At 66.0% G+C, this 21,832-nt stretch carries 19 protein-coding genes, 3 pseudogenes and 1 riboswitch; of the genes and pseudogenes, 12 read left to right on the top strand and 10 right to left on the bottom strand.

Annotated features, from left to right (window positions below; all coding sequences use genetic code 11):
* Positions 1-109: 109 nt before the first annotated feature.
* Positions 110-412, bottom strand: a complete 303-nt coding sequence (locus WS75_RS35110) for a glycine betaine ABC transporter substrate-binding protein (RefSeq protein ID WP_059681999.1) — start codon at positions 410-412, stop codon at positions 110-112.
* Positions 413-554: 142 nt separating this feature from the next.
* Between WS75_RS35110 and WS75_RS18770 the strand changes: the two genes are divergently transcribed.
* Together WS75_RS18770 and WS75_RS18765 are read left to right on the top strand one after the other, a co-directional pair.
* The gene (locus tag WS75_RS18770; protein ID WP_059681997.1) at positions 555-1,367 is read left to right on the top strand and encodes a class I SAM-dependent methyltransferase; all 813 of its coding nucleotides are present in this window, start codon (positions 555-557) and stop codon (positions 1,365-1,367) included.
* A 157-nt stretch (positions 1,368-1,524) separates the two neighbouring features.
* Positions 1,525-1,929 (top strand): nuclear transport factor 2 family protein, encoded by a 405-nt coding sequence (locus WS75_RS18765; RefSeq protein ID WP_059681995.1) that lies wholly within the window; start codon positions 1,525-1,527, stop codon positions 1,927-1,929.
* Positions 1,930-2,001: 72 nt separating this feature from the next.
* Here WS75_RS18765 and WS75_RS18760 read toward each other — a convergent pair whose 3' ends face one another.
* From WS75_RS18760 to WS75_RS18750, 3 genes are all read right to left on the bottom strand, one after another.
* Positions 2,002-3,483 (bottom strand): aldehyde dehydrogenase family protein, encoded by a 1,482-nt coding sequence (locus tag WS75_RS18760; protein ID WP_059681993.1) that lies wholly within the window; start codon positions 3,481-3,483, stop codon positions 2,002-2,004.
* A gap of 22 nt (positions 3,484-3,505) precedes the next feature.
* Positions 3,506-4,456 (bottom strand): agmatinase, encoded by a 951-nt coding sequence (gene speB, locus WS75_RS18755; RefSeq protein WP_059681990.1) that lies wholly within the window; start codon positions 4,454-4,456, stop codon positions 3,506-3,508.
* Positions 4,457-4,621: 165 nt separating this feature from the next.
* Complete coding sequence (locus WS75_RS18750; RefSeq protein WP_059681988.1) at positions 4,622-5,512, bottom strand: helix-turn-helix transcriptional regulator; 891 nt, start codon at positions 5,510-5,512, stop codon at positions 4,622-4,624.
* A gap of 196 nt (positions 5,513-5,708) precedes the next feature.
* On the opposite strand from WS75_RS18750, the gene WS75_RS18745 reads away from it, so the two are divergent.
* The 3 genes from WS75_RS18745 to WS75_RS18735 all read left to right on the top strand — a co-directional run bounded on the left by WS75_RS18745 (position 5,709) and on the right by WS75_RS18735 (position 8,818).
* Positions 5,709-6,053 (top strand): cupin domain-containing protein, encoded by a 345-nt coding sequence (locus WS75_RS18745; RefSeq protein WP_059681985.1) that lies wholly within the window; start codon positions 5,709-5,711, stop codon positions 6,051-6,053.
* Positions 6,054-6,293: 240 nt separating this feature from the next.
* Positions 6,294-7,760: an NAD(P)/FAD-dependent oxidoreductase gene (locus WS75_RS18740; RefSeq protein WP_059682050.1), complete on the top strand. Its 1,467-nt coding sequence runs from the start codon at positions 6,294-6,296 to the stop codon at positions 7,758-7,760.
* Between the two features lie 137 nt (positions 7,761-7,897).
* Positions 7,898-8,818 (top strand): LysR family transcriptional regulator, encoded by a 921-nt coding sequence (locus WS75_RS18735; protein ID WP_059681983.1) that lies wholly within the window; start codon positions 7,898-7,900, stop codon positions 8,816-8,818.
* A gap of 27 nt (positions 8,819-8,845) precedes the next feature.
* Here WS75_RS18735 and WS75_RS18730 read toward each other — a convergent pair.
* The 3 genes and pseudogenes from WS75_RS18730 to WS75_RS18720 form a co-directional block, all read right to left on the bottom strand.
* Positions 8,846-9,022, bottom strand: a pseudogene (locus tag WS75_RS18730) (MFS transporter); the annotation flags it as partial.
* A 17-nt stretch (positions 9,023-9,039) separates the two neighbouring features.
* Positions 9,040-9,408 (bottom strand): hypothetical protein, encoded by a 369-nt coding sequence (locus WS75_RS18725; RefSeq protein ID WP_059681977.1) that lies wholly within the window; start codon positions 9,406-9,408, stop codon positions 9,040-9,042.
* 21 nt (positions 9,409-9,429) lie between these two features.
* Complete coding sequence (locus WS75_RS18720; RefSeq protein WP_059681975.1) at positions 9,430-9,786, bottom strand: winged helix-turn-helix transcriptional regulator; 357 nt, start codon at positions 9,784-9,786, stop codon at positions 9,430-9,432.
* A gap of 137 nt (positions 9,787-9,923) precedes the next feature.
* On the opposite strand from WS75_RS18720, the gene gstA reads away from it, so the two are divergent.
* Positions 9,924-10,562 carry a glutathione transferase GstA gene (gstA, locus tag WS75_RS18715; RefSeq protein ID WP_059681972.1) on the top strand — a complete coding sequence of 213 codons (639 nt, stop codon included), beginning with the start codon at positions 9,924-9,926 and terminating at the stop codon, positions 10,560-10,562.
* An 18-nt stretch (positions 10,563-10,580) separates the two neighbouring features.
* Here gstA and WS75_RS18710 read toward each other — a convergent pair whose 3' ends face one another.
* Complete coding sequence (locus tag WS75_RS18710) at positions 10,581-11,591, bottom strand: sodium:calcium antiporter (RefSeq protein WP_059681970.1); 1,011 nt, start codon at positions 11,589-11,591, stop codon at positions 10,581-10,583.
* A gap of 108 nt (positions 11,592-11,699) precedes the next feature.
* Positions 11,700-11,858: riboswitch (yybP-ykoY riboswitch) on the bottom strand.
* 16 nt (positions 11,859-11,874) lie between these two features.
* Positions 11,875-12,321: pseudogene (locus tag WS75_RS18705) on the bottom strand (histidine kinase dimerization/phospho-acceptor domain-containing protein); the annotation flags it as partial.
* A gap of 290 nt (positions 12,322-12,611) precedes the next feature.
* On the opposite strand from WS75_RS18705, the gene WS75_RS18700 reads away from it, so the two are divergent.
* From WS75_RS18700 to WS75_RS18690, 3 genes are all read left to right on the top strand, one after another.
* Entirely contained in the window at positions 12,612-14,423 is a 1,812-nt protein-coding gene (locus tag WS75_RS18700) for an ExeM/NucH family extracellular endonuclease (protein WP_059681965.1), read from the top strand.
* Between the two features lie 808 nt (positions 14,424-15,231).
* On the top strand, positions 15,232-17,082 hold the full coding sequence (locus WS75_RS18695; RefSeq protein WP_059681962.1) for a S10 family serine carboxypeptidase-like protein: 1,851 nt from the start codon (positions 15,232-15,234) through the stop codon (positions 17,080-17,082).
* A gap of 44 nt (positions 17,083-17,126) precedes the next feature.
* Positions 17,127-17,555 carry a hypothetical protein gene (locus tag WS75_RS18690; protein WP_059681960.1) on the top strand — a complete coding sequence of 143 codons (429 nt, stop codon included), beginning with the start codon at positions 17,127-17,129 and terminating at the stop codon, positions 17,553-17,555.
* 145 nt (positions 17,556-17,700) lie between these two features.
* Here WS75_RS18690 and WS75_RS18685 read toward each other — a convergent pair whose 3' ends face one another.
* Positions 17,701-18,726 (bottom strand): helix-turn-helix domain-containing protein, encoded by a 1,026-nt coding sequence (locus tag WS75_RS18685; protein ID WP_059681958.1) that lies wholly within the window; start codon positions 18,724-18,726, stop codon positions 17,701-17,703.
* Positions 18,727-18,987: 261 nt separating this feature from the next.
* Between WS75_RS18685 and WS75_RS18680 the strand changes: the two genes are divergently transcribed.
* The 3 genes and pseudogenes from WS75_RS18680 to glyA form a co-directional block, all read left to right on the top strand.
* Positions 18,988-20,235, top strand: coding sequence for a D-arabinono-1,4-lactone oxidase (locus tag WS75_RS18680; RefSeq protein ID WP_059681957.1), 1,248 nt, complete (start codon positions 18,988-18,990; stop codon positions 20,233-20,235).
* 33 nt (positions 20,236-20,268) lie between these two features.
* Positions 20,269-21,048: an SDR family NAD(P)-dependent oxidoreductase gene (locus tag WS75_RS18675; protein WP_059681955.1), complete on the top strand. Its 780-nt coding sequence runs from the start codon at positions 20,269-20,271 to the stop codon at positions 21,046-21,048.
* A 320-nt stretch (positions 21,049-21,368) separates the two neighbouring features.
* Positions 21,369-21,832 (top strand): annotated as a pseudogene (gene glyA, locus WS75_RS18670) (serine hydroxymethyltransferase); the annotation flags it as partial.

Here is a 21,832-nt window from a genome sequence, read left to right as displayed (position 1 = left end):
CGCCAGTGCGGAAAATGACTTTCCTTACCGGCACGCGGAGCGGGGTTGTCGCGACTCGATTCGAGTCGGATTCCTGAGCGATTGACGTGCGTCGTTCCTGTTCCTGCTTTCATTGCACCTCCAGAAATGAAATGAACAGCGGAGAATAGCGCCGAATCAGAACAACTTCATGACAGGCCATCCGCGTGTGCCGGCGCCATGCGACAGCCTGGCATCGGGATTGGTCCGGATCCGCGTGATTCATGATCGGCACCATCAGCTGGTTTTCTTCGTCGGTCGTGAATTTCAGGTTGGTCAGCAGGCGGCCGACGTTCGGGCAGCGCTCGAGGTAGCCGGGCGTGACGAGCGTGTAGACCTTCGCAGAGCCGTAGTTCGGGCCGAACACGCCGTCGCCGCCGCACGCCGTTTTCAACGCCTATCATGTATGAAGCCTGTTCCGCGTTCGACATGCGCGGCCGCCCGAGACGGCGCATGTCGAACGCGCAAGGGCGTGGTCTGACGTATGCCGAAACGGACGCGCAACCGCGTCACTCGACGTTTGCAGGGAGAGCGCGATGACCGATCGCGACAAGGTGTTTTCAGGCTCGATTCCCGCGTTCTACGACACGCTGATGGTTCCGCTTATCTTCGCGGAATATGCGGCCGATCTGGCGGAGCTCGTCGCCGCCTTCGCGCCTCGCTCGGTGCTCGAGACCGCCGCCGGCAGCGGCGTGGTCACGCGGGCGCTTGCGTCACGGCTCGGCCCCGGCGTGCGCTACGTCGTGACGGACCTCAACCAGCCGATGCTCGACTACGCCGTCACCAGACAGGGGGCCGACAGCCGTATCGAATGGCGGCAGGCGGATGCACTCGCGCTGCCGTTCGAGGACGCGTCGTTCGAGGTCGTCTGCTGTCAGTTCGGTGCGATGTTCTTTCCCGACCGGGTCGCCGGCTACGCGGAGGCGCGGCGCGTGCTGCGGCCGGGCGGGCGTTTCGTCTTCAGTGTCTGGGACCGCATCGAGGAAAACGTCTTTGCCGATGAAGTCACCCAGGCCGTCGCGGCGCTGTTTCCGCACGACCCGCCGCGATTCCTCGCCCGCACGCCGCACGGCTATCACGATGTCGCCCTGATCCGGGACGATCTGCGCCGCGCGGGTTTCGCCGACGTCGACATCGCGACGCGCGAGAAGGCAAGTCGCGCGACGGCGGCACGCGATGTCGCCACCGCGTATTGCCTGGGAACGCCGCTGCACGACGAAATCGTCGCGCGCGATGCCGGCTTGCTTCAGCTCGCCACGGATCGAGCAACCGCGGCCATTGCCGAACGTCATGGCGACGGGCCGGTGGTCGGCAAGATTCAGGCGCACGTCATCGTGGCGTCGGGTTAGCCCCGCTGTCGACTGCTCATACGGAATTCACGCCGCCCGATTGCTGGAGAACACCCATGGGTGCCGCCTCGCGGTTCGACTATGCTGAGTTGTCTGCGGCTCGAATTCCGCGCCGCGACGCGGCGAACCGGCGAACCGATGAAGGCGGGAGGGTGCGATGAGCGAACCAGACAATGTGCAACTCGTGCAGCAGGCATACGCGGCGTTCGGCAGGGCCGACATCGACGGCATTCTGCAGACGCTTTCCGAGAGTATCGACTGGTTCATCCCGGGGCCGGCCGACGTCGTTCCGTTCGTCGGCAGAAGACACGGGCCGCAGGAGGTCGCGGCGTTCTTCGCGGCGCTGGCGTCGACGCAGACGGCGGAGCGCTTCGAGCCGCTCGAGTTCATCGCCAGCGGCAACCGGGTCGTCGTGCTCGGCACGCAACGCTGGCATGTCCATGCCACCGGCCGCACGTACGAAGACGACTGGGCGCATCTGCTCACGATCGAAAGCGGGAAGATCGCGACGTTTATCGAGTATCACGATACCGAGGCCGAAGCGGCGGCACATCGACCGTGACGACGCCGTATTCGCGCACGGACATCGTCACCATCGGAAGCGTGCGTCGCATGCTTCGGCCGGCCGCCCCGGTCAATCGATCGCGCGCATCGCGTGGCGCAGTTCCTGGTAGCTGCGCAGGCCCGTCACGCCGAGTTCGCGTCCGATCCCGCTGAGCCCGAAGCCGCCCCAGCACACGTGCGGGTAGATGAGCTGCGATGCGTTGATCCACACGAGCCCGGCGCGCACGCGTGCCTGGAACTGCTTCGCGATTTCCGCGTCGCGCGTCACGACGGTCGCGACGAGCCCGTAGCGCGTGTCATTCGCGAGCGCGATCGCCTCGTTGTCGGTGCGGAACGACTTCACGCACGCGACCGGGCCGAACACCTCGTCAGTCCACAGCAGGTTGTCGACGGCCGGTTCGGCGACCACGACCGGCGCCATGAAGAAGCCGTTGCTGCCCCCCTCGGCGACGCACCCGCTGAACGCGACGCGCGCGCCTGCCGCGATGCCTTGCTCGAGCATCGCCTCGACACGCGTGCGCTGCGCGGCCGAGATCAGCGGCCCCATCGCGACGTGTTCGGCGGAAGGCGGTGCGACGACGAGCGCGCGAACGGCCGTCTCGAACGCGGCCATGAAGCCGCGGTACACGCTGTCGTGCACGAGAATGCGCGCGGTGGCCGAGCACATCTGGCCCGCGTTCGTGAACGCACCGGCCACCGCCAGCGACACCGCGACCTCAAGATCGGCGTCGTCGCGCACGATCAGCGACGACTTGCCGCCGAGTTCGAGCGTCACGCGCTTCATGTCTTCGGCCGCGGCCTGCATGACCCTGCGGCCGGCGGCCGTGCTGCCGGTAAACGAGATCTTGTCGATCAGCGGATGCGCGGTCAGCGCCGCGCCGACTTCCGCGCCGCCGTTGACGACGTTGACGACGCCGTCCGGCACGCCGGCTTCGGCGATCAGGTCGAGCAGTGCGTGCTCGGTCGGCGACGTCAGTTCGGACGGCTTCATCACGACCGTGCAGCCTGCCGCCAGCGCGGGCGCGAGCTTCCACGCGGTCGTGACCATCGGGAAATTCCACGGCATGATCAGCGCGGCCACGCCGACCGCATCGTGAAAGCGTTCGGCCGCGACGGTGTCGCTCGGCAGCGCGACCGGCTCGGCCGCGAACAGCGCAGGGTTCTCGCACAGTTGCGCGTAGTACGCGAACGTCGCGGCGACGTCGCAAACGTCGGCGTCGGCCTCGAACGGCGGCTTGCCGCTCACCTGCATCTGCAGCGCCGCAAGGCGTTCGCGGCTGGCGTCGACGCGCGCGGCGATCGTCGCGAGCAGGCGGCCGCGCTCGGCGGGCGGCGTGTCGCGCCAGCCGGCGAACGCGTCGCGCGCGGCGCGGACCGCGGCGTCGACGTGCGCAGCCGTCGCGAATTCCTGCCAGCCGATCGTCTCGCCGGTCGACGCATTGAAGATCGGCGCGCCGGCTTCAGCGGAATGCGTGCGCACGGATCGGCCGGCGATGCGCGCGGCGGGCAGCACGGTGGCGGTGGCGCCAGGGGAAAGCTCAGCGGTGGACATGAAGGTTTTCCTGTCGATCGGGTTAGCGGCAGGCGACGCCCGGCATCACGCAGAGCATCTCGAACGCGAGGTTCGCGCCGACGAGCGCGGTGGTGCCGGTCGGATCATACGGCGGCGACACTTCGACGAGATCCGCGCCGACGATGTTCAGCCCCTTCATCCCGCGAATGATCTCGAGACCCTGCTGCACCGACAGCCCGCCGATTTCCGGTGTCCCGGTGCCGGGTGCGAACGACGGATCGAGACCGTCGATGTCGAAGCTGAGATAGACCGGCGTGTCGCCGATGCGTTCGCGCACCTGCGTCATCAGCGGCGCGAGCGACTTGTTCCAGCAATCCTCCGCCTGCACGACCGTGAAGCCCTGCTGGCGGCACCAGTCGAAATCGTCCGCGTGGTAGCCGGTGCCGCGCAAGCCGATCTGCGTGACCTTGTCGCATTGCAGCAGGCCGTCCTCCACCGCGCGGCGGAACGGCGTGCCGTGCGCGATCTTCTCGCCGAACATCGTGTCGTTCACGTCCGCGTGCGCGTCGACGTGCACCACGGCGACCTTGCCGTACTTCTTGTGCAGCGCGCGCAGGATCGGCCATGCGATCGTGTGGTCGCCGCCGAGCGTGATCGGCCGGCAGCCGTTCGCGACGATCTCGTCATACGCTTCCTCGATGCGGCGCACCGAATCCTTCAGGTCGTACGGATTGGTCGCGACGTCGCCGATGTCGGCGACCTGCAGCGAATCGAACGGTGCCGCGCGCGTGGCCATGTTGTACGGGCGAAGCAGCACGGATTCGGTGCGGATCTGGCGCGGGCCGAAGCGCGAGCCCGAGCGGTTCGACGTGCCGAGGTCCAGCGGCACGCCGACGAAGCACACGTCGAGGCCGTCGGTCGTGTCGGCCTGCGGCAGGCGCATCATCGTGGCGATGCCGCCAAAGCGCGGCATCTCGTTGCCGCCCATGGGTTGGTTCAGTTCGCGTTGCATCGGGCCGTCTCCTCTTTCTGGTGAAAAGCGATCGGCCGATGGTAGAGGAGAACGCGCACGCGAAGATCTTGAAGTCGCAACGTTTACATCGACGGCGCTCGATGCGAGTGGCGCCGCCGCATCGACGCAGCGTGACCGTCGGCGGACGGTCGGCGTCGGACCGGATCAGCGCGCGATCGCGGGCGGCGGCGCGCCGTCGCCGTCGTGCGCCGCGGCCGCGCGAAACGCCGGCGCGGCCGAGCCCCATGCGGCAAGCTCGCGCTTCGTACGCACACCGAGCTTCGCGAACGCGCGCTTCACGTACGACTCGGCCGACGCGACCCGCACGCCGAGGATGTCGGCGGTTTCCGGCACGGTCTTGCCGGAGATCAGATGCTTGCAGGTTTCGTATTCGCGCTTCGACAGCTTCACGCCGTCGGCCGCGATCCGCGCATCGAACTGCGCGAGCGGATGCACTTCGGGTGTCGGATGCGCGACGCGCCGCGCGGCGGTGGTCGACGCGTGCAACTCGAGCAGCGGGAACAGCACGTCGCTGACGTTGCGAAAGCGGTTCATCTCGGCGAGCGTGAACGGCGGGCGATCACGGCCGCGTTCCAGCGCGATCGAAAGCTGCGCGTAGCGGGTGCCGCGCGCGAGCACGCATTCGTGGCCGATACGCACGTCGTCGAACAGCCGCTGGCGGAATTCGCCGGGCGGAATCGCCGCGATATCGCGCACGACCAGCATCGTGCCCGTCTTGCCGCGCAGCCCCGCGAACAGCGGGTCGCTGTCGAGAAAGCGCTCGTAGTAGAGCGTCATCACGTCGGAGATCTCGGCGGTCGCGGTGCCGATGCCGCTGCTGCCGATCCATTCGCAGCGGTAGCCGGTGGGCATCGTGCCGTCGACGCGCGAACGTTCGACGTGCGCCACGTCGAGCGGTACCACGTCGTTCAGCAATTGCGTGAGGCGCGGCACGAAGTGCGGCGTGCCGACCGTTTCGATCAGCTCGCCCAGCGCCTTGAACGACACGACGAAGCGGTCGGTGTCGCGGTCTGAGGGGTTCACGTTGAGCAGCATGCGGTTCCCCGGTGAAAAGCGGCGGCGATTTTAGCGTCCGAAGTCCGAAACGTCATTAGGGGGAAATGCGGTATGGCGTCCTGCGACCTTGCGCACCGCGGAAAACGCGACTTGTCCCCCCCGAAGGGGGGCATACCGGGGCAGTGTAAATGAGTAACTTTGTCTCTGCTTTTCAATTCAGAGACGAAAGATTCAGATGACCAAACTGATCAAGGACATCCTGCCGCTCGGCGCAGGCATTGGCGAATTCACGAAGCTCGACTTCGGGATGGACGAAAGCGACTGGCGCGCGGCCGAAGGCAAGAGCGGCAGCTACCTCATCGGCTGGTGGGAAGGCAAGGTCGGCTCGGTGGAGTTTCCGGAAACGGCGGCGGACGAGGCGGTGTGGCTCGTCGAGGGCCGGATCGCGCTGACCGACGTGGAAGGCAACCGGAAGGAATTCGCGCCGGGCCAGGGCTACCTGCTGCCGGCCGGTTTCGCGGGCCGTTGGGAGACGATCGAGGACGCGAAGAAGTTCTACGTGCTGCTCGAGAAGTCGTGATGCGAGCGACCGCCGCCCGGGTGTCGTCGTCGGATTGACGCGGGCCCGCCGGCGGTTGCGTTTTCGATCGACCGCAAGCGAAGTCCGTCGCGCTTTTGCCGACAGGACGCATCGCGACTTGCGGTGCATGCGCCGCACGTCGCCATCGGCGGAATCGATGCGATCGGCGAAATCGGCGAATGCGGCACGCCGCGCACGCTCGACATGCGCGGGCCGCGATCACGTGGAATGGCTGGGATCATGGAAATGGAAGTCAACGAAGCAACACGGGCCGCACCGGCGCACGCGCACGCACACGCCTTGCGTCGCGCACCGGTCGCACTGAGCGCCGCCGAGGCGCTCGCGCATACGAAGCTGTTCCCGTACTGGCTCGACAACCCGGCCGCACCGGCCACCGAGCCGGAACTCGTCGGCGACGCGACGGCCGACCTGCTGATCGTCGGCGGCGGCTTCACGGGGCTGTGGGCGGCCGTGCAGGCGAAGGAGCAGATGCCGCACCTGAACGTGGTGCTGATCGAGGCCGGCAAGGTCGCGCATGGCGCATCGGGCCGCGCGGGCGGGATCATCTCGACGTCGGTGATGCACGGGCTGCCGAACGCGGTGCGCGTATTCCCGAACGACATCGCGCAGCTCGAGGCTTTCGGCCATCGCAACCTCGACGGCTTCGAGGAAACGCTGAAGCGCTACGACATCGACGCCGACATCGAGTGGAACGGCGAGATGACGGTGGCGGTCGATCCCGAGCACCTCGCGCATCTGAAGGGCGATTACGACCTGCATCGCGAATACGGACACGACGTCGTGCTGCTGAACCGCGACGAAACGCTCGAACAGCTGAACTCGCCGCTGTTCGCGGGCGCGCTGTGGTCGCGCAACCGCAGCGGCATCGTGCATCCGGCGAAGCTCGCGTGGGGGCTCAAGCGCGCGGCGCTGTCGCTCGGCGTGAAGCTGTACGAACACACACCGCTCACCAAGGTGACGGACGAAGGCGGCACGGTGTACGTGAAGACGCCGAAGGGCAGCGTGCGCGCGCCGCGCGTCGTGTTCGGCAGCGGCACGGCGAAGGTCGGCATTCCCGACATCAACCGCCGCGTGATGCAGGTGCGCGACCACGTGCTCGCGACCGAGCCGCTCACCGACGAACAGCTCGCGCGGATCGGCTGGAAGAATCGCCAGGGCGTGTACGACACGCGCACACAGCTGAACTATTTCCGGCTGACGAAGAACAACAACATCATCTTCGGCGGGCTGGTCAGCTATCACTTCGACGGCGATCCCGAGCCGCACCAGGACGGCGAGCGCGAAACCTACTACCGGCTCGCGGAGGCGTTCCATCGCACGTTCCCGCAGCTTGCCGACGTGCGCTTCTCGCACGCGTGGGGCGGCCCGATCGACTACTGCTCGCGCGGCTCGGTGTTCGCGAAGCGCTACCTCGGCGACAAGGCCGTGTTCGTCGCCGGCTACACGGGTTTCGGCGTCGCGGCGAGCCGGTTCGGCGCGTTCATGGGGCTGAACATCCTGTTCGATCGCGACAGCCCGGAACGCAAGCTCGACATCGCGAACCAGAGCCCGAGCTACATCCCGCCCGAGCCGATGCGCTGGGTCGCCGCCAAGATCACGTTCCACGCGTTCGATGGCGCGGATGCCGAAGGCGGCTGGAAGCGCGCGTGGATAAACGGGATCAAGGCGATGGGCTTCCCGATGTAAGCGACGCGCGATGTCCGCGAGCGACGCGTATGGCGCGTGCCGTTGCCGATGGCGGCGCGCGTCCGGCAAGGTGCATCGGTAAAGACGGCCGGTGTCGCGCCGGCCCGACAACGCGCTCAGGCGCAGCAGCTCGAAGCATGTTTTCGAATACAACCGATCTCGATCTCCGGCTCATCCGGGTCTTTCTCGCCGTCGTCGACGCACGCGGCATCACGGCCGCCGAGGCATCGCTCGGCGTGCGGCAGTCGACGATCAGCACGCAGCTGTCCGCGCTGGAAGCGCGCGTCGGTTTCAAGCTGTGCGATCGCGGCCGCGGCGGCTTTCGGCTGACGTCGAAGGGCGAACGCTTCGTGGCCACGGCACGCACGCTCGTCGCGGCGACGTCCGAGTTCGTCGCGCGCGTGCGCGACATCGACCGCAAGCTGGTCGGCACGCTGTCGATCGGCCTGATCGGGCAGGCGCCGCTCGTCGAAAACGCGCGCCTGGCGGATGCCATCGGCGCGTTCCGCAAGCGCGACCAGGCCGTCACGTTCTCGATGAAGGTCGCGTCGCCGCAGGAACTCGAGGAAAGTCTCGTCAACAACCAGCTCGATCTCGCGATCGGGTATTTCTGGCACCGCGTGCCGGGGCTCGACTACACGCCGTTGTTTACCGAGGAACAGGTGATCTACTGCGGGCGCGGCCATCCGCTGTTTCATGCGTCACGGCCGGTGTCGGCCGACGACCTGCAGGCGCACGACTGGGTATGGCGCACTTATCCGGTGCCGGAGGAGCAGTATCCGCTGCCGGAGCGGCGCGTGACCGCGAGCGCGGACAGCATCGAGGCCGCGACGATCCTGATCCTGTCGGGCGGCCATCTCGGCTATCTGCCCGCGCATTACGCGGAGCCGTTCGAGCAGCGCGGGCTCGTGAAGGCCATCGGCCGCACGACGCTCAGCTTCGACGTGCCGCTGCATCTCGCGATGAAGCGCAGCGCGAGCGACAGGCCGATCGTCGACGCGTTCTGCGAGGATTTGCTGCGCGCGTTCAACATCAAGGCGGTCGCGCTCGCCGCGTAGCGCGGCACCTGCTCACGCGTCGATGCGGTCGACCTTGCCGACCCGCAGCCCGATCACGATCGGTGTCGCGATCGCGGCCAGATCGCCGATGAGATTGAACACGCCGCCCGTGAGGCCGAGCAGCCGCGCGGGTGCGAGGCCTGACACGAGCGGCCATGTGATCGATGCGAAGCCGTTGCCGAAGAACGCGATCGTCATGAACGCGTGCCGGGCACGGCGGGTTACGTGCTTGCGCTGTCGTCGCGATATCCGCTCTTGCCGTCGAAGATTTCCTTGAGCGCGGCACGCAGCGCGACCGGATCGTGCTCGCCGGGCGCGAGATGAATCACGTAATGCGTGTTGCCGTCGAGACGCGCTGCGGTGCGCTCATCGAGCTCGACTTCGATCGTGTCGCCCGTGAGGCGCACCGTCAGATCCTTCACGTGCGCGGTGAGCTGGTCGAGCACCATCACCTCGATCGACGTTTCCTCCGGAAAGCGCAGCAGCGAGAAGCAATAGTTCTGCGCCGCGTCGTGGCAATAGATGTTCGCGAAACTTTCGTCGTCGTCGATGTCGGACGTTGCCGCGCCGACGGTGGCATGGAGTTCCATGATGTTTCTCTCGATGAGGGGTTATCGGGGCAGCGCGGCTTCCGCTTCAACCGCGCAGTGCGCATCGCGAGTCTTCAGCCACAACCCGAACTCGCGCATGACGTCGACGACGGGCCGCAGTCGGTCGCCGTCCGCGGTCAGATCGTACTCGACGCGCACCGGCACTTCCGGATACACCGTGCGCCGCACGAAGCCGGCGTCTTCGAGCGCGCGCAGATCGAGCGTCAGCATGCGCTGCGAGATGCCCGGCATGTCGCGGCGCAGGTCGCTGAAGCGCTTCGGCCCGTCGAGCAGATACGACACGAGCAGCAGCCGCCAGCGGCCGCCGAGCAGGCGCATCGCTTCTTCCACCGAACATCCTGTCGCACTCGTTTTCATACTGCTGAACCCCGGTAGGTAACTTTTTTGTGACTACGGCACAAACGACTGCCTTCTTCTCAGCGCTGCGCCGATGCGAGATATTAGCGCCCGCGTCGCGGCGAATCGAGAGTCGAACCACCCAACCAAGGAAACACATGAAGCTCTATCACGCTCCCGGCAGCTGTTCGCAGGCGATTCGCATCGTGCTGCGCGAAGCGGGCGTCGATGCGAAGATCGTCACGGTCGACGCGCGCAAGCACCGGATCGAAGACGGTCGCGACTATCACGACGTCAACGAACTCGGCTACGTGCCGCTGCTCGAACTCGACGACGGCTCGATGCTGCGCGAAGGGCCGGTGATCGCGCAGTATCTCGCCGACCTGCGCCCCGACGCGGGGCTCGCACCCGCGTACGGCACGCTCGCGCGCTACCGGCTGATGGAGTGGCTGAACTTTCTCGGCACCGAGATCCACAAGGGCTTCATCCCGCTGCTGTACGCGGTGCAGGCGGGGAAATACGTCGACCCGGCGCGGCAGAAGCTCGACAGCCGCTTCGCATGGATCGACCGCCAGCTCGACGGCAAGACCTTCGTCACGGGCGACACGTTCACGATCGCCGACGCGTACCTGTTCGCGCTGACGGGTTGGGGCAAGGCTGACTGGATGGGTTCGGTGTACCACGCCGACATCGACTTGAGCCGGTACACGAACCTGCGCGCGTGGTACGAGCGGGTGCGCGCGCGGCCGGCCGTGCAGCAGGTGCTGCAGGCCGACGCTCGGCCCGATGTGGCGTGATCGAAGCGCGTCGCGCAGTCAGCGCGTCAGCGTCACGAACAGATAGCCGACATACCCGGCCCCGTTTGCCAGCAACGCCCAGATCGCGAGCCCGCTCGCGCGGGCATTGACGCGCAGCCACACCGCCGCCGCGAGCGTGATGATCACACCGGTCAGCACTTCGGGGCGCGGTTCCCACGGCGTGAGCATGATGCCGATCGCGGGCAACAGTGTGCCCTGGAACACCATCGCACCGGTGATGTTGCCGAACGCGAGCGTGTCCTTCTTGCGGCGGATCCACAGCACGCTGTTGACCTTTTCCGGCAATTCCGTCGCGATCGGCACGATGATCAGCGACAGCAGCAGCGCGGAGATGCCGAGCAGGTGCGACACACCCTCGACGCCGTGAATGAAGCCCTTCGCCCCGCCGACGAGCAGCGCGACACCGAGCGCGAGTTGCAGCGCGATGGTCGCCAGGTTGGTCGGCAGCCCGATGCGCGACAGGAACATCGCGTGCGGCGCCTCGGTGCCGTGCCCGGCATCGACGAGGAGCGTTGACGCGCGGAACGTCATCAGGACGTACAGCACGTAGATGCCGACCAGCATCGCGGCGAGCAGCGCGCGGACCGCCCACACGTGATGCGGAACGAACATCGCGATGGTGGCGAGTGTGAATGCGGCGATGAAATAGTTCAGGTCGCGCACGAAGCCGGTGCGCTCGGGCGCGATCGTGCCGGTCACTCCGCGTGAGCGGATCACCGCGAGCGCCATCAGGAAGGTCGTCAGCGTCGCGAGCATCAGCGGCGCGCCGAGAATCGCGCCGACGCCGATTTCCTCGTTCACGGCCGCGTTCGACGTGCCGCCCGCGAGCGCGAGCAGCGGCACCATCGTTTCGGGAAGCGCGGTGCCGACGGCGGCGAACAGCGAGCCGGTCACGCCTTCTGAAATCTTCAGCCGCTCGCCGAGATGTTCGAGCGCATTCGTGAAGAGTTCGGCGGCGACCAGGATGACGATCAGCATGAGCGCCAGTTCGACGAGCATCAACGTCATGCGGCACCTCCGCAGGCAGGCACGCAGGCAGTGGCGGAACGGACGCAGCGAACGAAACGCAGGGGGAAGTCTGGAAGGAACATGGGGGCTCCGTGGTCGGACGTGGACGAACCATGACGCATCTGCCGACGTCCGACCAGGAACGACGCGATGCGTCGATGGTCTCGCCAGACCGATTTGGCCGAACGCGCCACGGCCGCAGGCCGAGTGTGTTGACGCGTTCGCTTTCCGGGGATGGAAAGCAGGCTACTCCCCAAAGACGAAGGGCAGTCTAGCCGAGCCGGCTGCTTTCGGCAAGCGCCTGGAAATACGACGCGAGCCGGCGCAGCTCGTTGCCGGCGTCGAGTTCGGCGGTCTTCAGGCGCTGCCGCGCGTTGTCCGTCCGATTGCCCGTGCGCGCGAGAAACAGCATGTTCTCGATCATCCGCTGCAACCGTTCGCATTCCTTGATGTTCGAATCGATCAGCGCTTCGTATTGCTCGGTCGTGCGGGCACGCGACAGCGTGACCTGCGACGCGCTGATCACGTTCGCGAGCGGCGCGCGCATGTCGTGCGCGAGATCGGACGAGAACTGCGACGGCCGCACGAATGCGCGCTCGTGCCGGTCGAGCATCCGGTTGACCGATGTGGCGAGCTCGCGCAGCGCGATCAGGCCGCTGCGCGCACCGAGGCGCGCGGTCAGGTTGTGCGCCTCGATGCGCGACGTCTGCCGGCCGGGCTGTTGCGATGGTGCGGGGTGGTGTTGCGGATCGAGGCGGTTGTGCCGGCCGCCGTGCTCGCGTCGAGCGCGTTGCCGGGGACAGTTTTGCGCCACGGTCGGCAGGCGAAGCCGGTATCGGGAAATCGTCGGAACAGCGGGGGTTTTGATCGGAGGATTTCGCGCTTTCCGACCGTGAGCGCGAGGCTGATCGCCATCGTGGCGCGATGCCGGAATATTACATCCATCTATCTTCTGGTTACTAAAAACTGTCACCGAGTGCCGCTAAGCTTTCGCTATCCTCACAACCGGGATTCCCCGTCATGCGCTCGACAATCCGCCTGTTTGCCCCGCTATTGCTGCTGCCCACGCTTGCCGCACCGGTCTTCGCCGCCACCGCCGCTCCCGTCAGTCCGAACTGCGGCGGCAGCGCGACGCCGATCGCCGACATCCAGGGGCCCGGCGCGCCGTCGCCGCTCGCCGGCCAGAACGTGTCGATCGAAGCGGTCGTCACCGCCGATTTCGGCGGCACGGATGGCTTCGGCGGCTTCTTCGTCCAGCAGGCCGACGCGCAGCGCCGCAACCAGCCTGGTGTCTCCGAAGGCCTGTTCGTCTATGCGCCGAAAGTGCGCGCGAAGGCCGGCGATCTCGTGCACGTGACGGGCAAGGTCGAGGAAAAATACGGGCAGACGCAGCTCACGCTGTCGGGCGCGATCGCGGTGTGCGCGAACAACCAGACGGTCACGCCGGCGACGCTCACGCTGCCGGTCGACAACCCGAACGCGTTCGCCGCCTATGAAGGGATGCGCGTGCGCCTGCCACAGACGCTCACCGTCACCGAGAATTACGAACTCGGCCGCTACGGCAGCGTGTTGCTGAGCAACGGCCGCCTGCGCACGCCGACGAGCGTGGTGCCGCCGTCGCAGGCGCAGACGCAGATCGATGCGAACGCACGCAACCGGCTGGTCCTCGACGACGGCTCGAACAAGCAGAACCCGGCGAGCGTGCCGTATCCGGCGCCGGAACTGTCGGCCGCGAACACGTTGCGCTCGGGCTACACCGTGCGCGACGTCGAAGGCGTGCTCGAGGTGCGCTACGGCGCATGGCGCGTGCAGCCGCTGCCCGGCGCAGCGGCGCCTGCTTTCGACACGCGTTCGAACCCGCGCACCAACGCACCGGCGCGCGATCCGAAATCGAACCTGCGCGTCGCGTCGTTCAACGTCCTCAACTACTTCAACGGCAACGGTCTCGGCGGCGGCTTCGATGATCCGAACAACCGCGGCGCGAAGAACTACCAGGAATTCCAGCGCCAGGAAGCGAAGATCGTCAGCGCGCTGAAGGCGCTCGACGCCGACGTGATCGGCCTGATGGAAATCCAGAACAACGGCTACGGCGAACTGAGCGCGGTGCGTCAGCTCGCGGCGAAGCTCGGCAGCAACTGGCGCGTCGTCGATCCGGGCACGTCGCGCCTCGGCGGCGACGCGATCGCGGTCGCGATGATCTACGACAGCCGCGCGGTCGAACCCGTCGGCCGCGCGTCGACGCTCGCGATCGACGACAAGAACCGCCAGCCGCTCGCGCAGTCGTTCCGCCGGATCGGCGGCAAGCAGGCGTTGACGATCGCAGTTAACCACCTGAAGTCGAAGAACTGCCCGGACGCCGCGAACGACGACCTCGACCAGGGCGACGGCCAGGGCTGCTGGAATCCGACGCGCACGCGCGCGGCCGCGAAGCTGGCCGACTGGCTCGCCGGCACCCCGACGGGCGTCGCGGGGCAGGGCACGCTGCTGATCGGCGACTTCAACAGCTACACGTATGAAGACCCGATCCGCCTGCTCGAATCGCGCGGCTACCGCAACCTCGTGTCGCGCTGGATCGGCGCCAATGCGTACAGCTACGTGTACAACGGCGAAGCCGGCTACCTCGATCACGCGCTCGCGTCGCTGCCGCTCGCATCGCACGTGAAGGCCGTGCACGAATGGCACATCAACGCGGACGAGCCGATCGCGCTGCAGTACACGCTCGCGTTCAAGTCGGCGGAGCAGCAGAAGACGTTCTACGCGCCGGATGCCTATCGTTCGTCGGATCACGATCCGGTGCTGATCGATATCGCGCTGCCGGGCGGCGGGCGCTGATCGCTGACTCGCGTGTCTGAAGTACGGCGTGCGACGTTGTCCCACGTCGCCGCGCGGGCGGTGCTTGTGCCGCTCGCGCTGCCTCTCTCCCCCTCGGCCGTCACGTACCCGATTCGCGATCGCCGCGATGCGATCCCGAATGCGCGGCGCGAATGACGGCTTCTTCATGGCGAATGCCCTCGCATTACGCATCAATGCCGTTTGGCGAACTCCGCGGTTTCATTCCGATGTCGGGTAAATAATTCCATTGCGTGTCCGGGAGATAATCGGAATCGGTATTTTTTGGACAATGCCAATTTTTATTCAATGAATCGCGCTAATCGATTTGGGATAATTAAAATGAAAGAAAAATCCTGTCGATTTGAAGGGTGTCCATGCGCCATGTCGAAGCCTGGAAGGGGTGTTCAACATGCGAAAACGCCGCCGCATTCCACTAAAAACGACTCATATAACAAACCACGGGCGAACAATCGTGTTTTCTTTCAAATGCCAAACACTGATCGCCGTTTGCATCATAAGAGATTTTTTAATATCGGAATGATCTTTGACAACGCGGCGCAGCACCGCCTATTTTTGTGATGTCGTAAATTTTGGTAATACGATAAGTCGTCGAAACTGCAAGGGGGCGGCGTTACCCGCATCATTCTCCGCCAGCAGTTTGCTGTGTCTGTATCAAGTTCAGTCTCTCGAAGAAATCCAGTCCCCAACCGCCGTCTGCCGATCGTGCAACGCGAGTGGCGGGTATGCCTGCGCGTTTTTCGCCGGCGATGGCGGCCCGTGTGAAGCGGTATCCGACCCAAGGACAGAGATGAAACCAGACAGGAGCAGTACCGGCAGCCGCCGCGCGCGTCGCGGCCGGCTGGCCGGGCTAGGCGCATTGACCGTCGTGACGCTCGTGCTCGCGGGCTGCGGCGGCGACGATTCTTCGTCGGTCGGCGCGTCGAGCCTCGCGCAGGCCACCGCCAGCCAGCAGGCCAGCGCGCAAGCGGCGGCCGGCAGCCAGTCGCCGGCGGCGAACCAGCCTTACGTCGACCCCGTCGCCTATTCGATGAACGCGACCGACGGCCTCGCGGCCGCGCAGGTCTCGGAGAAGGCGGCGGTGATGCATTACCAGTGGAAATCCGGCGGCACGACGGTCAGCTACACGACGACCACGGGCCACCTGACCGCGCAGGACGCGAACGGCAACGCGGAAGCGTCGATGTCATACGTCGCGTACACCGCGCCGAGCACGAACGGCAAGCCACGCCCCGTCACGTTCGTCTATAACGGCGGCCCCGGATCGTCGTCGATCTGGCTGCGCCTCGGCTCCTTCGCGCCGACGCGCGTCGCCACGCCCGATCCGCTGCTCGGCAACAACTGGCCGAACTATCCGCTCGTCGACAACGCGGAAAGCCTGATCGACACGACCGACCTCGTGTTCATCGACCCGCCGGGAACCGGGCTGTCGGAAGCCGTGCTGCCGAACACCAACCAGAAGTACTGGGGTTCGGACGCGGACGTCAACATCATGCGCGACTTCATCCAGCGCTACCTGAACGTCAACAGCCGCGGCACGTCGCCGATCTACCTGTACGGCGAATCCTACGGCACGCCGCGTACCGACATGCTCGCGCTGGCGCTCGAATCGGCCGGCGTGCACCTGACGGGGATCGTGCTGCAGTCGTCGATCCTGAACTACTTCGCCGATGCGGTGGAAGCGGTGGCGATCACGCAGTCGACAGAAGGGCTGCTGCTCGAGACCGATACCGTGGCCGGCTACCTGCCCGGCTATGCAGCGGTAGCGGCGTACTTCAACCAGGTGTCGCCGGCGCCGGTCAACCCGTATCTGTATGCACTGCAGACCGAGTTGTTCACGACGCTGATCTACAACCAGTTGCAGCAGTACTCGCAGTCGTGGGTGCTAAGCCAGCTCGGCATTCCGGATGCGCTCGGCACGCCGGTGTTCCCGAGCGATGCGACGCTGAAGCTGTGGTCGCTGCCGTCGAGCCTCACGCAGCAGGCGCTGCGCGGCTACTTCAACGCGAATCCGTTCGGCACGAGCCTGCTGCCCGGCACGACGATCGGCCGCTACGACGGACGTGTGTCGTTGCCGAACTCGGATCCGCGACTGCAGACGGACGGCGATCCGTCGGACATCCTGATCTCGCAGCCGTTCACGAACGCGCTCGCGACGCAGATGCCCGACTACCTCGGCTACACCGCGCCGAACGCGACCTACCTGCCGCTGAACGACAACATCATCCAGGTGTGGGACTTCTCGCATGACGGCCAGCCGATGCCCGACTCGATCCCGGATCTGCTCGGCGCGCTGCAGCTCAATCCGAAGCTCCGGGTGCTCGCCGAGAACGGCCTTCACGATCTGGCGACGCCGTTCTTCAACACCGAGAAGCAACTCGCGCGGCTGCAGACCGTGAAGGGCTTGAACCCGAAGCTGCAGGTGAACTTCTTCCCGGGCGGGCACATGACGTATCTGGATGACGTGGCCCGTCCGCAGATGAAGCGCGACCTGAAGATCTTCTATCAGGGCGGGCGGATTCCGACCGCGCTGACGCTGCGCACGCTGCCGCCGCCATGGCCGGACGAGAATCCGGCCGGCACGCCGACCGGCAGCGTGCCGGGCGCGACGGCCGCGACGACGCTGGCGGTGGCACCGTAAACGACGGACTCCTTGCGAAAAGGAACCCTCTATTCATCCATTGAATGCGAGTGATCATGTCCCTAATCAACTTGATGCGGCGTATGTCTGCGTTGATCGTCCTCGGTGCCGTGATGAGCAGCGCCCATGCACTGCCGCCGCAGGCGGTGGCACCGGTGAAGCTGCCGCCCGGCGGGCACGGCGTCGACGGTCCGTTCTTTCCTTCGACGCGCGTGGCGCCGGTATTGCCGTCGACCGGCGCGACGCTGCAGCAGCAGGCGCAGCGGCGCGTCGACGCCCGGCTCGGCGGCAACACGGTGCTGAGCAACGGCGCGGCGGTGACGAAAGCGCAGGCGCAGAGCAGCGGGCTGGGCTTCGTCGCGAAGCACTTCGACGAGATCGATGCGAAACACACCGGTCGCGTGACGATGAGCGATGTGCGGCAGTTCATCCAGCAGCGGCAGGTGCAGGCGGAGCAGGATCAGCAGGAGTGACGGTATAGCGAGGTCGTGCGCAGGGTGGTGGCCGGTGCCGGCCGCCCCCTGCTGCTGCGGCCCGCTTTCAACCCGCCGCGGCGCATGTCCGGCCGCGGCTTTCGTCATGGAAGCTCGGTTCATGCGCAGGCAACGCGAGGCCGCGTCACGTATCGCGTGATCGATGTTCGGCTTCCCGGTGCGCGTAACGCCGCGCCGTCGCCGACGGCAACTCGCCGAACATCGCTCGGTAGTCCTGCGCAAAGCTGCTCAGGTGCCAGAAGCCCCACTTCGTCGCGGCCGACGTCACGGAGCCGCCGAGCCGCAGCTCGCGGCGAACGTGATTCAGCCGGACGGCGCGCAGATAGGCGATCGGATTCAGGTTGAGCGTGTCGTTGAACGCGTATTGCGCGGTACGCCGGCTGATGCCGAGCTGCACGCACAGTTCGGCGATCGACAGCGGACACGTCGACGCATCCTGCAGCCGCGCCTGCACCGCGTTCACGAGCGACCAGTACTTCGTCCGCCGCGTCGCGAGGGCGTCCGCGTCCGGCGCGGGCATCGTCATCGCTTCGGAAATCGCATACAGCACGGTCCGCTCGAGCAGTTCGATCCGCGCCTGCGTCGTCACGTCCTCGATCGGCGTGCTTTTCGCGGCCGCGGCCATCGTGTGGCGCAGCAGGTCGCGCAAGCGGTCCGCCACCTGGGTCGTCATCGGGATCAGCGGCGCGAAGGTACGCGCGCGCAGCGACGCGGCGAGCGTGCGCATCGCCTCCGTCGACAGCTTGTCGGGTTCGATCTCGACGTTCACGAGCACGTGCCGGTCGGGCGAATAGAACTCGAACACGGGCTGGCTCGAGAACACGTGCAGGCTGTCGCGCCCGCTCTTCTCGCCGCACATGCGTGCATGACCTTCGAGTTCCAGAGGCACGGCCACCGCGATGCGGTCGGACGGCACCGCGCCCTGCTGCAGGATCACCTTGTCGAGGTCCTCGACCAGGAGCCGGATGCCGCCGAGCGACACGATGGACGACGAGCCATGAAACAGGCCGCCCGAGATCTGCGTGTAGTTGAGATCCCAGCCGTCGAAGATTCGCGCCTGTTCCTCCACGTCGGTGAACGCGCAGAACGCCACCGTTCGTGCAAACGGCGGGGCGCCAGAAAAATCGCTCGGATCGGCGGACGGCGTCATCGGTGTCGGGAAGGGGCGGGCCGGATCGATGCATTGTAGCCGCTGCACGAGCCGGTCAAAAACCCCGCTGGCCCGATTCCCCGAAGAAACCCTCGCTTGCCGAAATCCGATAGTGAAAAGCCGGCCGGCGCAATACCTTTGGCACGAACGGAACACAACGCATCGCATCGCGCCGGCGCCGGGAGCCTCCCGCTTCGTTGCCGGACGAACCGAACACGGCTGCCGGCGTGGGACCGGCGGCACACTTCTGGAGAGACGTCGATGGAGCTTCCACGTGGCGGATTCTGGCGGAACTGGGTGGGCAATCAGTCGTGCGTTGCCGCGCACATCGCGTCGCCGACCAGCGAGGCGGAGATCGCCGAACTGGTGCACGCGGCGACGAGCCAGGGCAAGAACGTCCGATGCTCGGGATCGGGACATTCGTTCACGCCGGTCGTCGCGACGAGCGGCCTGCTGCTGTCACTGAAGGACCACCAGGGCATCGTCGCGGTCGACGAGCAACGAAAACGCGTCACGGTGAAGGCCGGCACGCGGATCAACGCGGTGACGCGTCATCTGAAGGACATCGGCTTCTCGCTCGTCAACCAGGGCGACATCGATTCGCAAGCCATTGCCGGTGCGCTCGCAACCGGCACGCACGGCACGGGGGTGACGCTGAGCAATCTATCGTCGCAGGTCGTCGGGATGCGGATCGTTCGCCCCGACGGCTCGATCATGGAGGTGAGCGACAGGCAGGACCTCGACCTGCTGCACGCGACGCAGGTGAACATCGGCCTGTTCGGCGTGGTGTCGGAGCTGACGCTGCAGGTGACCGACGCGTTCTGGCTGCACGACCGCGTGTGGCGCGAGGACTTCGAGGCGCTGATGGAAAAGTACGACGACCTCGCGGCCACGCACCGGCATTTCGGTTTCTTCTGGTGCCCGACGTCCGAAAGCCGCCACCTGTACTGCCTGCCCGACACCGCGAAGGTGTCGAACTCGAAGAAAGACTACGACGTGTGCGAAATCAAGGTGATGGACATCACCGACGAACGCACGTTCTTCGAAAGCGAGCACGAGAAGATCGCTTACAGCGCCGAGGTCTATGCGATTCACTACGTCGCGAACTTCCACGAACTCGAATACGCCGTGCCCGCCGAACACGGCAAGGAAGCGCTGCGCCGCGTGCGCGACCTGATCCTCACGAAGCATCGCGACTGCATCTTTCCGGTCGAGTACCGCTTCACCAAGGGCGATCCGGCGTGGATCAGCCCGTTCAACAATCAGGACAGCGTCACCATCTCGTGCTCGGGCGGGCCGAACGGCGTCGACTACTGGCCGTTCCTGAAGGACGTCGACGACATCCTGCGCGATTACGGTTCGCGTCCGCACTGGGGCAAGCTCCATTTCACGAACCGCGATGACGTGGATCGCTGGTTCCCGAAGGCCGAAGCATTCCGCGAACTGCGCCGCAGCGTGGACCCGGAAGGCCGTTTTCTCAACGATCATCTTCGGACGCTGTTCAGCTGAACGGTCCGAACGAACCAGACTGGAGAGCGACGAATGAATGCCAAGATTGACGGGCGCCTGGCCGGCAAGGTCGCCATCGTGAGCGGCGGCGCGGGCGGATGCGGCGGCGCCGCGTCCGAACTGTTCGCCGCGCAGGGCGCGAAGGTGGCGATCATCGACCGCGACGGCGACGCGGCCGAAACGCTCGCGTCGCGGCTGCGCGATGCCGGCTTGCAGGCGATGGGCGTCGGCGCCGACGTGTCGAAGCAGTCGGACGTGCAGGCGGCGGTCGACGCGGCGCGCCGGCAGTATGGCAATGCGGACATCCTGTTCAATCACGCGGGCACGCTGATCGTCAAACCGTTCCTCGACATCGAGGAGTCGGAATGGGACTGGCTGATGGGCGTGAACGTGAAGAGCATGTTCCTGATGACGAAGGCGGTCCTGCCGCAGATGCTGGAAAAGGGGCGCGGCAGCATCGTCTGCACGTCGTCGATCTCGGCCGTCTTCGCGACGCCCGGCGAGGTGCTGTATGACGCGACCAAGGGCGCGTGCCACATGTTCGCGCGGGCGATCGCAGTCGAGTACCGCGACCGCGGCATCCGCTGCAATGCGCTGGCGCCCGGGTTCATCCGCACGCCGCACGGGATGCGCGAGCTCAAGGATCTGCAGGCGATGGGCGTGGACGCGACCGAAGCGGCTATCGCGGTGCAGCAAGGCCGGCTGTGCGAGCCGTCGGAAGTCGCCGCGGCCGCGCTGTTCCTGGCGTCAGACGAATCGAGCTTCGTCAACGGTACCCATCTGTTCGTCGACAACTGTTTTTCCGCTGTTTAGGCCCCGATACTCGCAGGAGGCCGAAGGGCAGGCGCGAATTCTCCAGGAGCGGCAGGTCCCGTCGAAGGTTCCGCAGCGATGCGGGCCTTCGATTTTTTTTGCCGGTTCGCCGCGCGATGCGTCCTAGCGGATTGTCGTAATCCTTCTATCTGAACGAATTTGCGTCTGCTGGAATGGCAATGCCGAATCACCGTTCAGCCGGCATCGCGAGGCGGCATGGTTGATGACGTTATCGAGCGCCGCTCCGGCGCTCGGCTTCGCGGGTCCGGGCAAGTCCGGCATACCAGGGTCAATCCATCACTTTCTTTTGATCAATCATCATGTTCAATCGCACTACCAGCACCGTCGCCAACGTCGATCCGGAACTCTGGACTGCCATTCAGGACGAGAACCGCCGCCAGGAAGAGCACATCGAGCTGATCGCGTCGGAAAACTACACGAGCCCGGCCGTGATGGCCGCGCAGGGCTCGCAGCTCACGAACAAGTACGCGGAAGGGTATCCGGGCAAGCGTTACTACGGCGGCTGTGAATACGTCGACGTGGTCGAGCAGCTGGCGATCGACCGCGTGAAGCAGCTGTTCGGCGCGGAAGCGGCGAACGTGCAGCCGAACTCGGGTTCGCAGGCGAACCAGGGCGTGTTCTTCGCGATGCTCAAGCCGGGCGACACGATCATGGGCATGAGCCTCGCGCACGGCGGCCACCTGACCCACGGCTCGCCGGTGAACATGTCGGGCAAGTGGTTCAACGTCGTGAGCTACGGCCTGAACGAAAACGAAGACATCGA

The organism is Burkholderia sp. FL-7-2-10-S1-D7 (assembly GCF_001524185.1).
GTDB classification, from domain to species: Bacteria; Pseudomonadota; Gammaproteobacteria; order Burkholderiales; family Burkholderiaceae; genus Burkholderia; species Burkholderia diffusa.
This window is presented reverse-complemented; position numbering and strand designations above follow the sequence as displayed.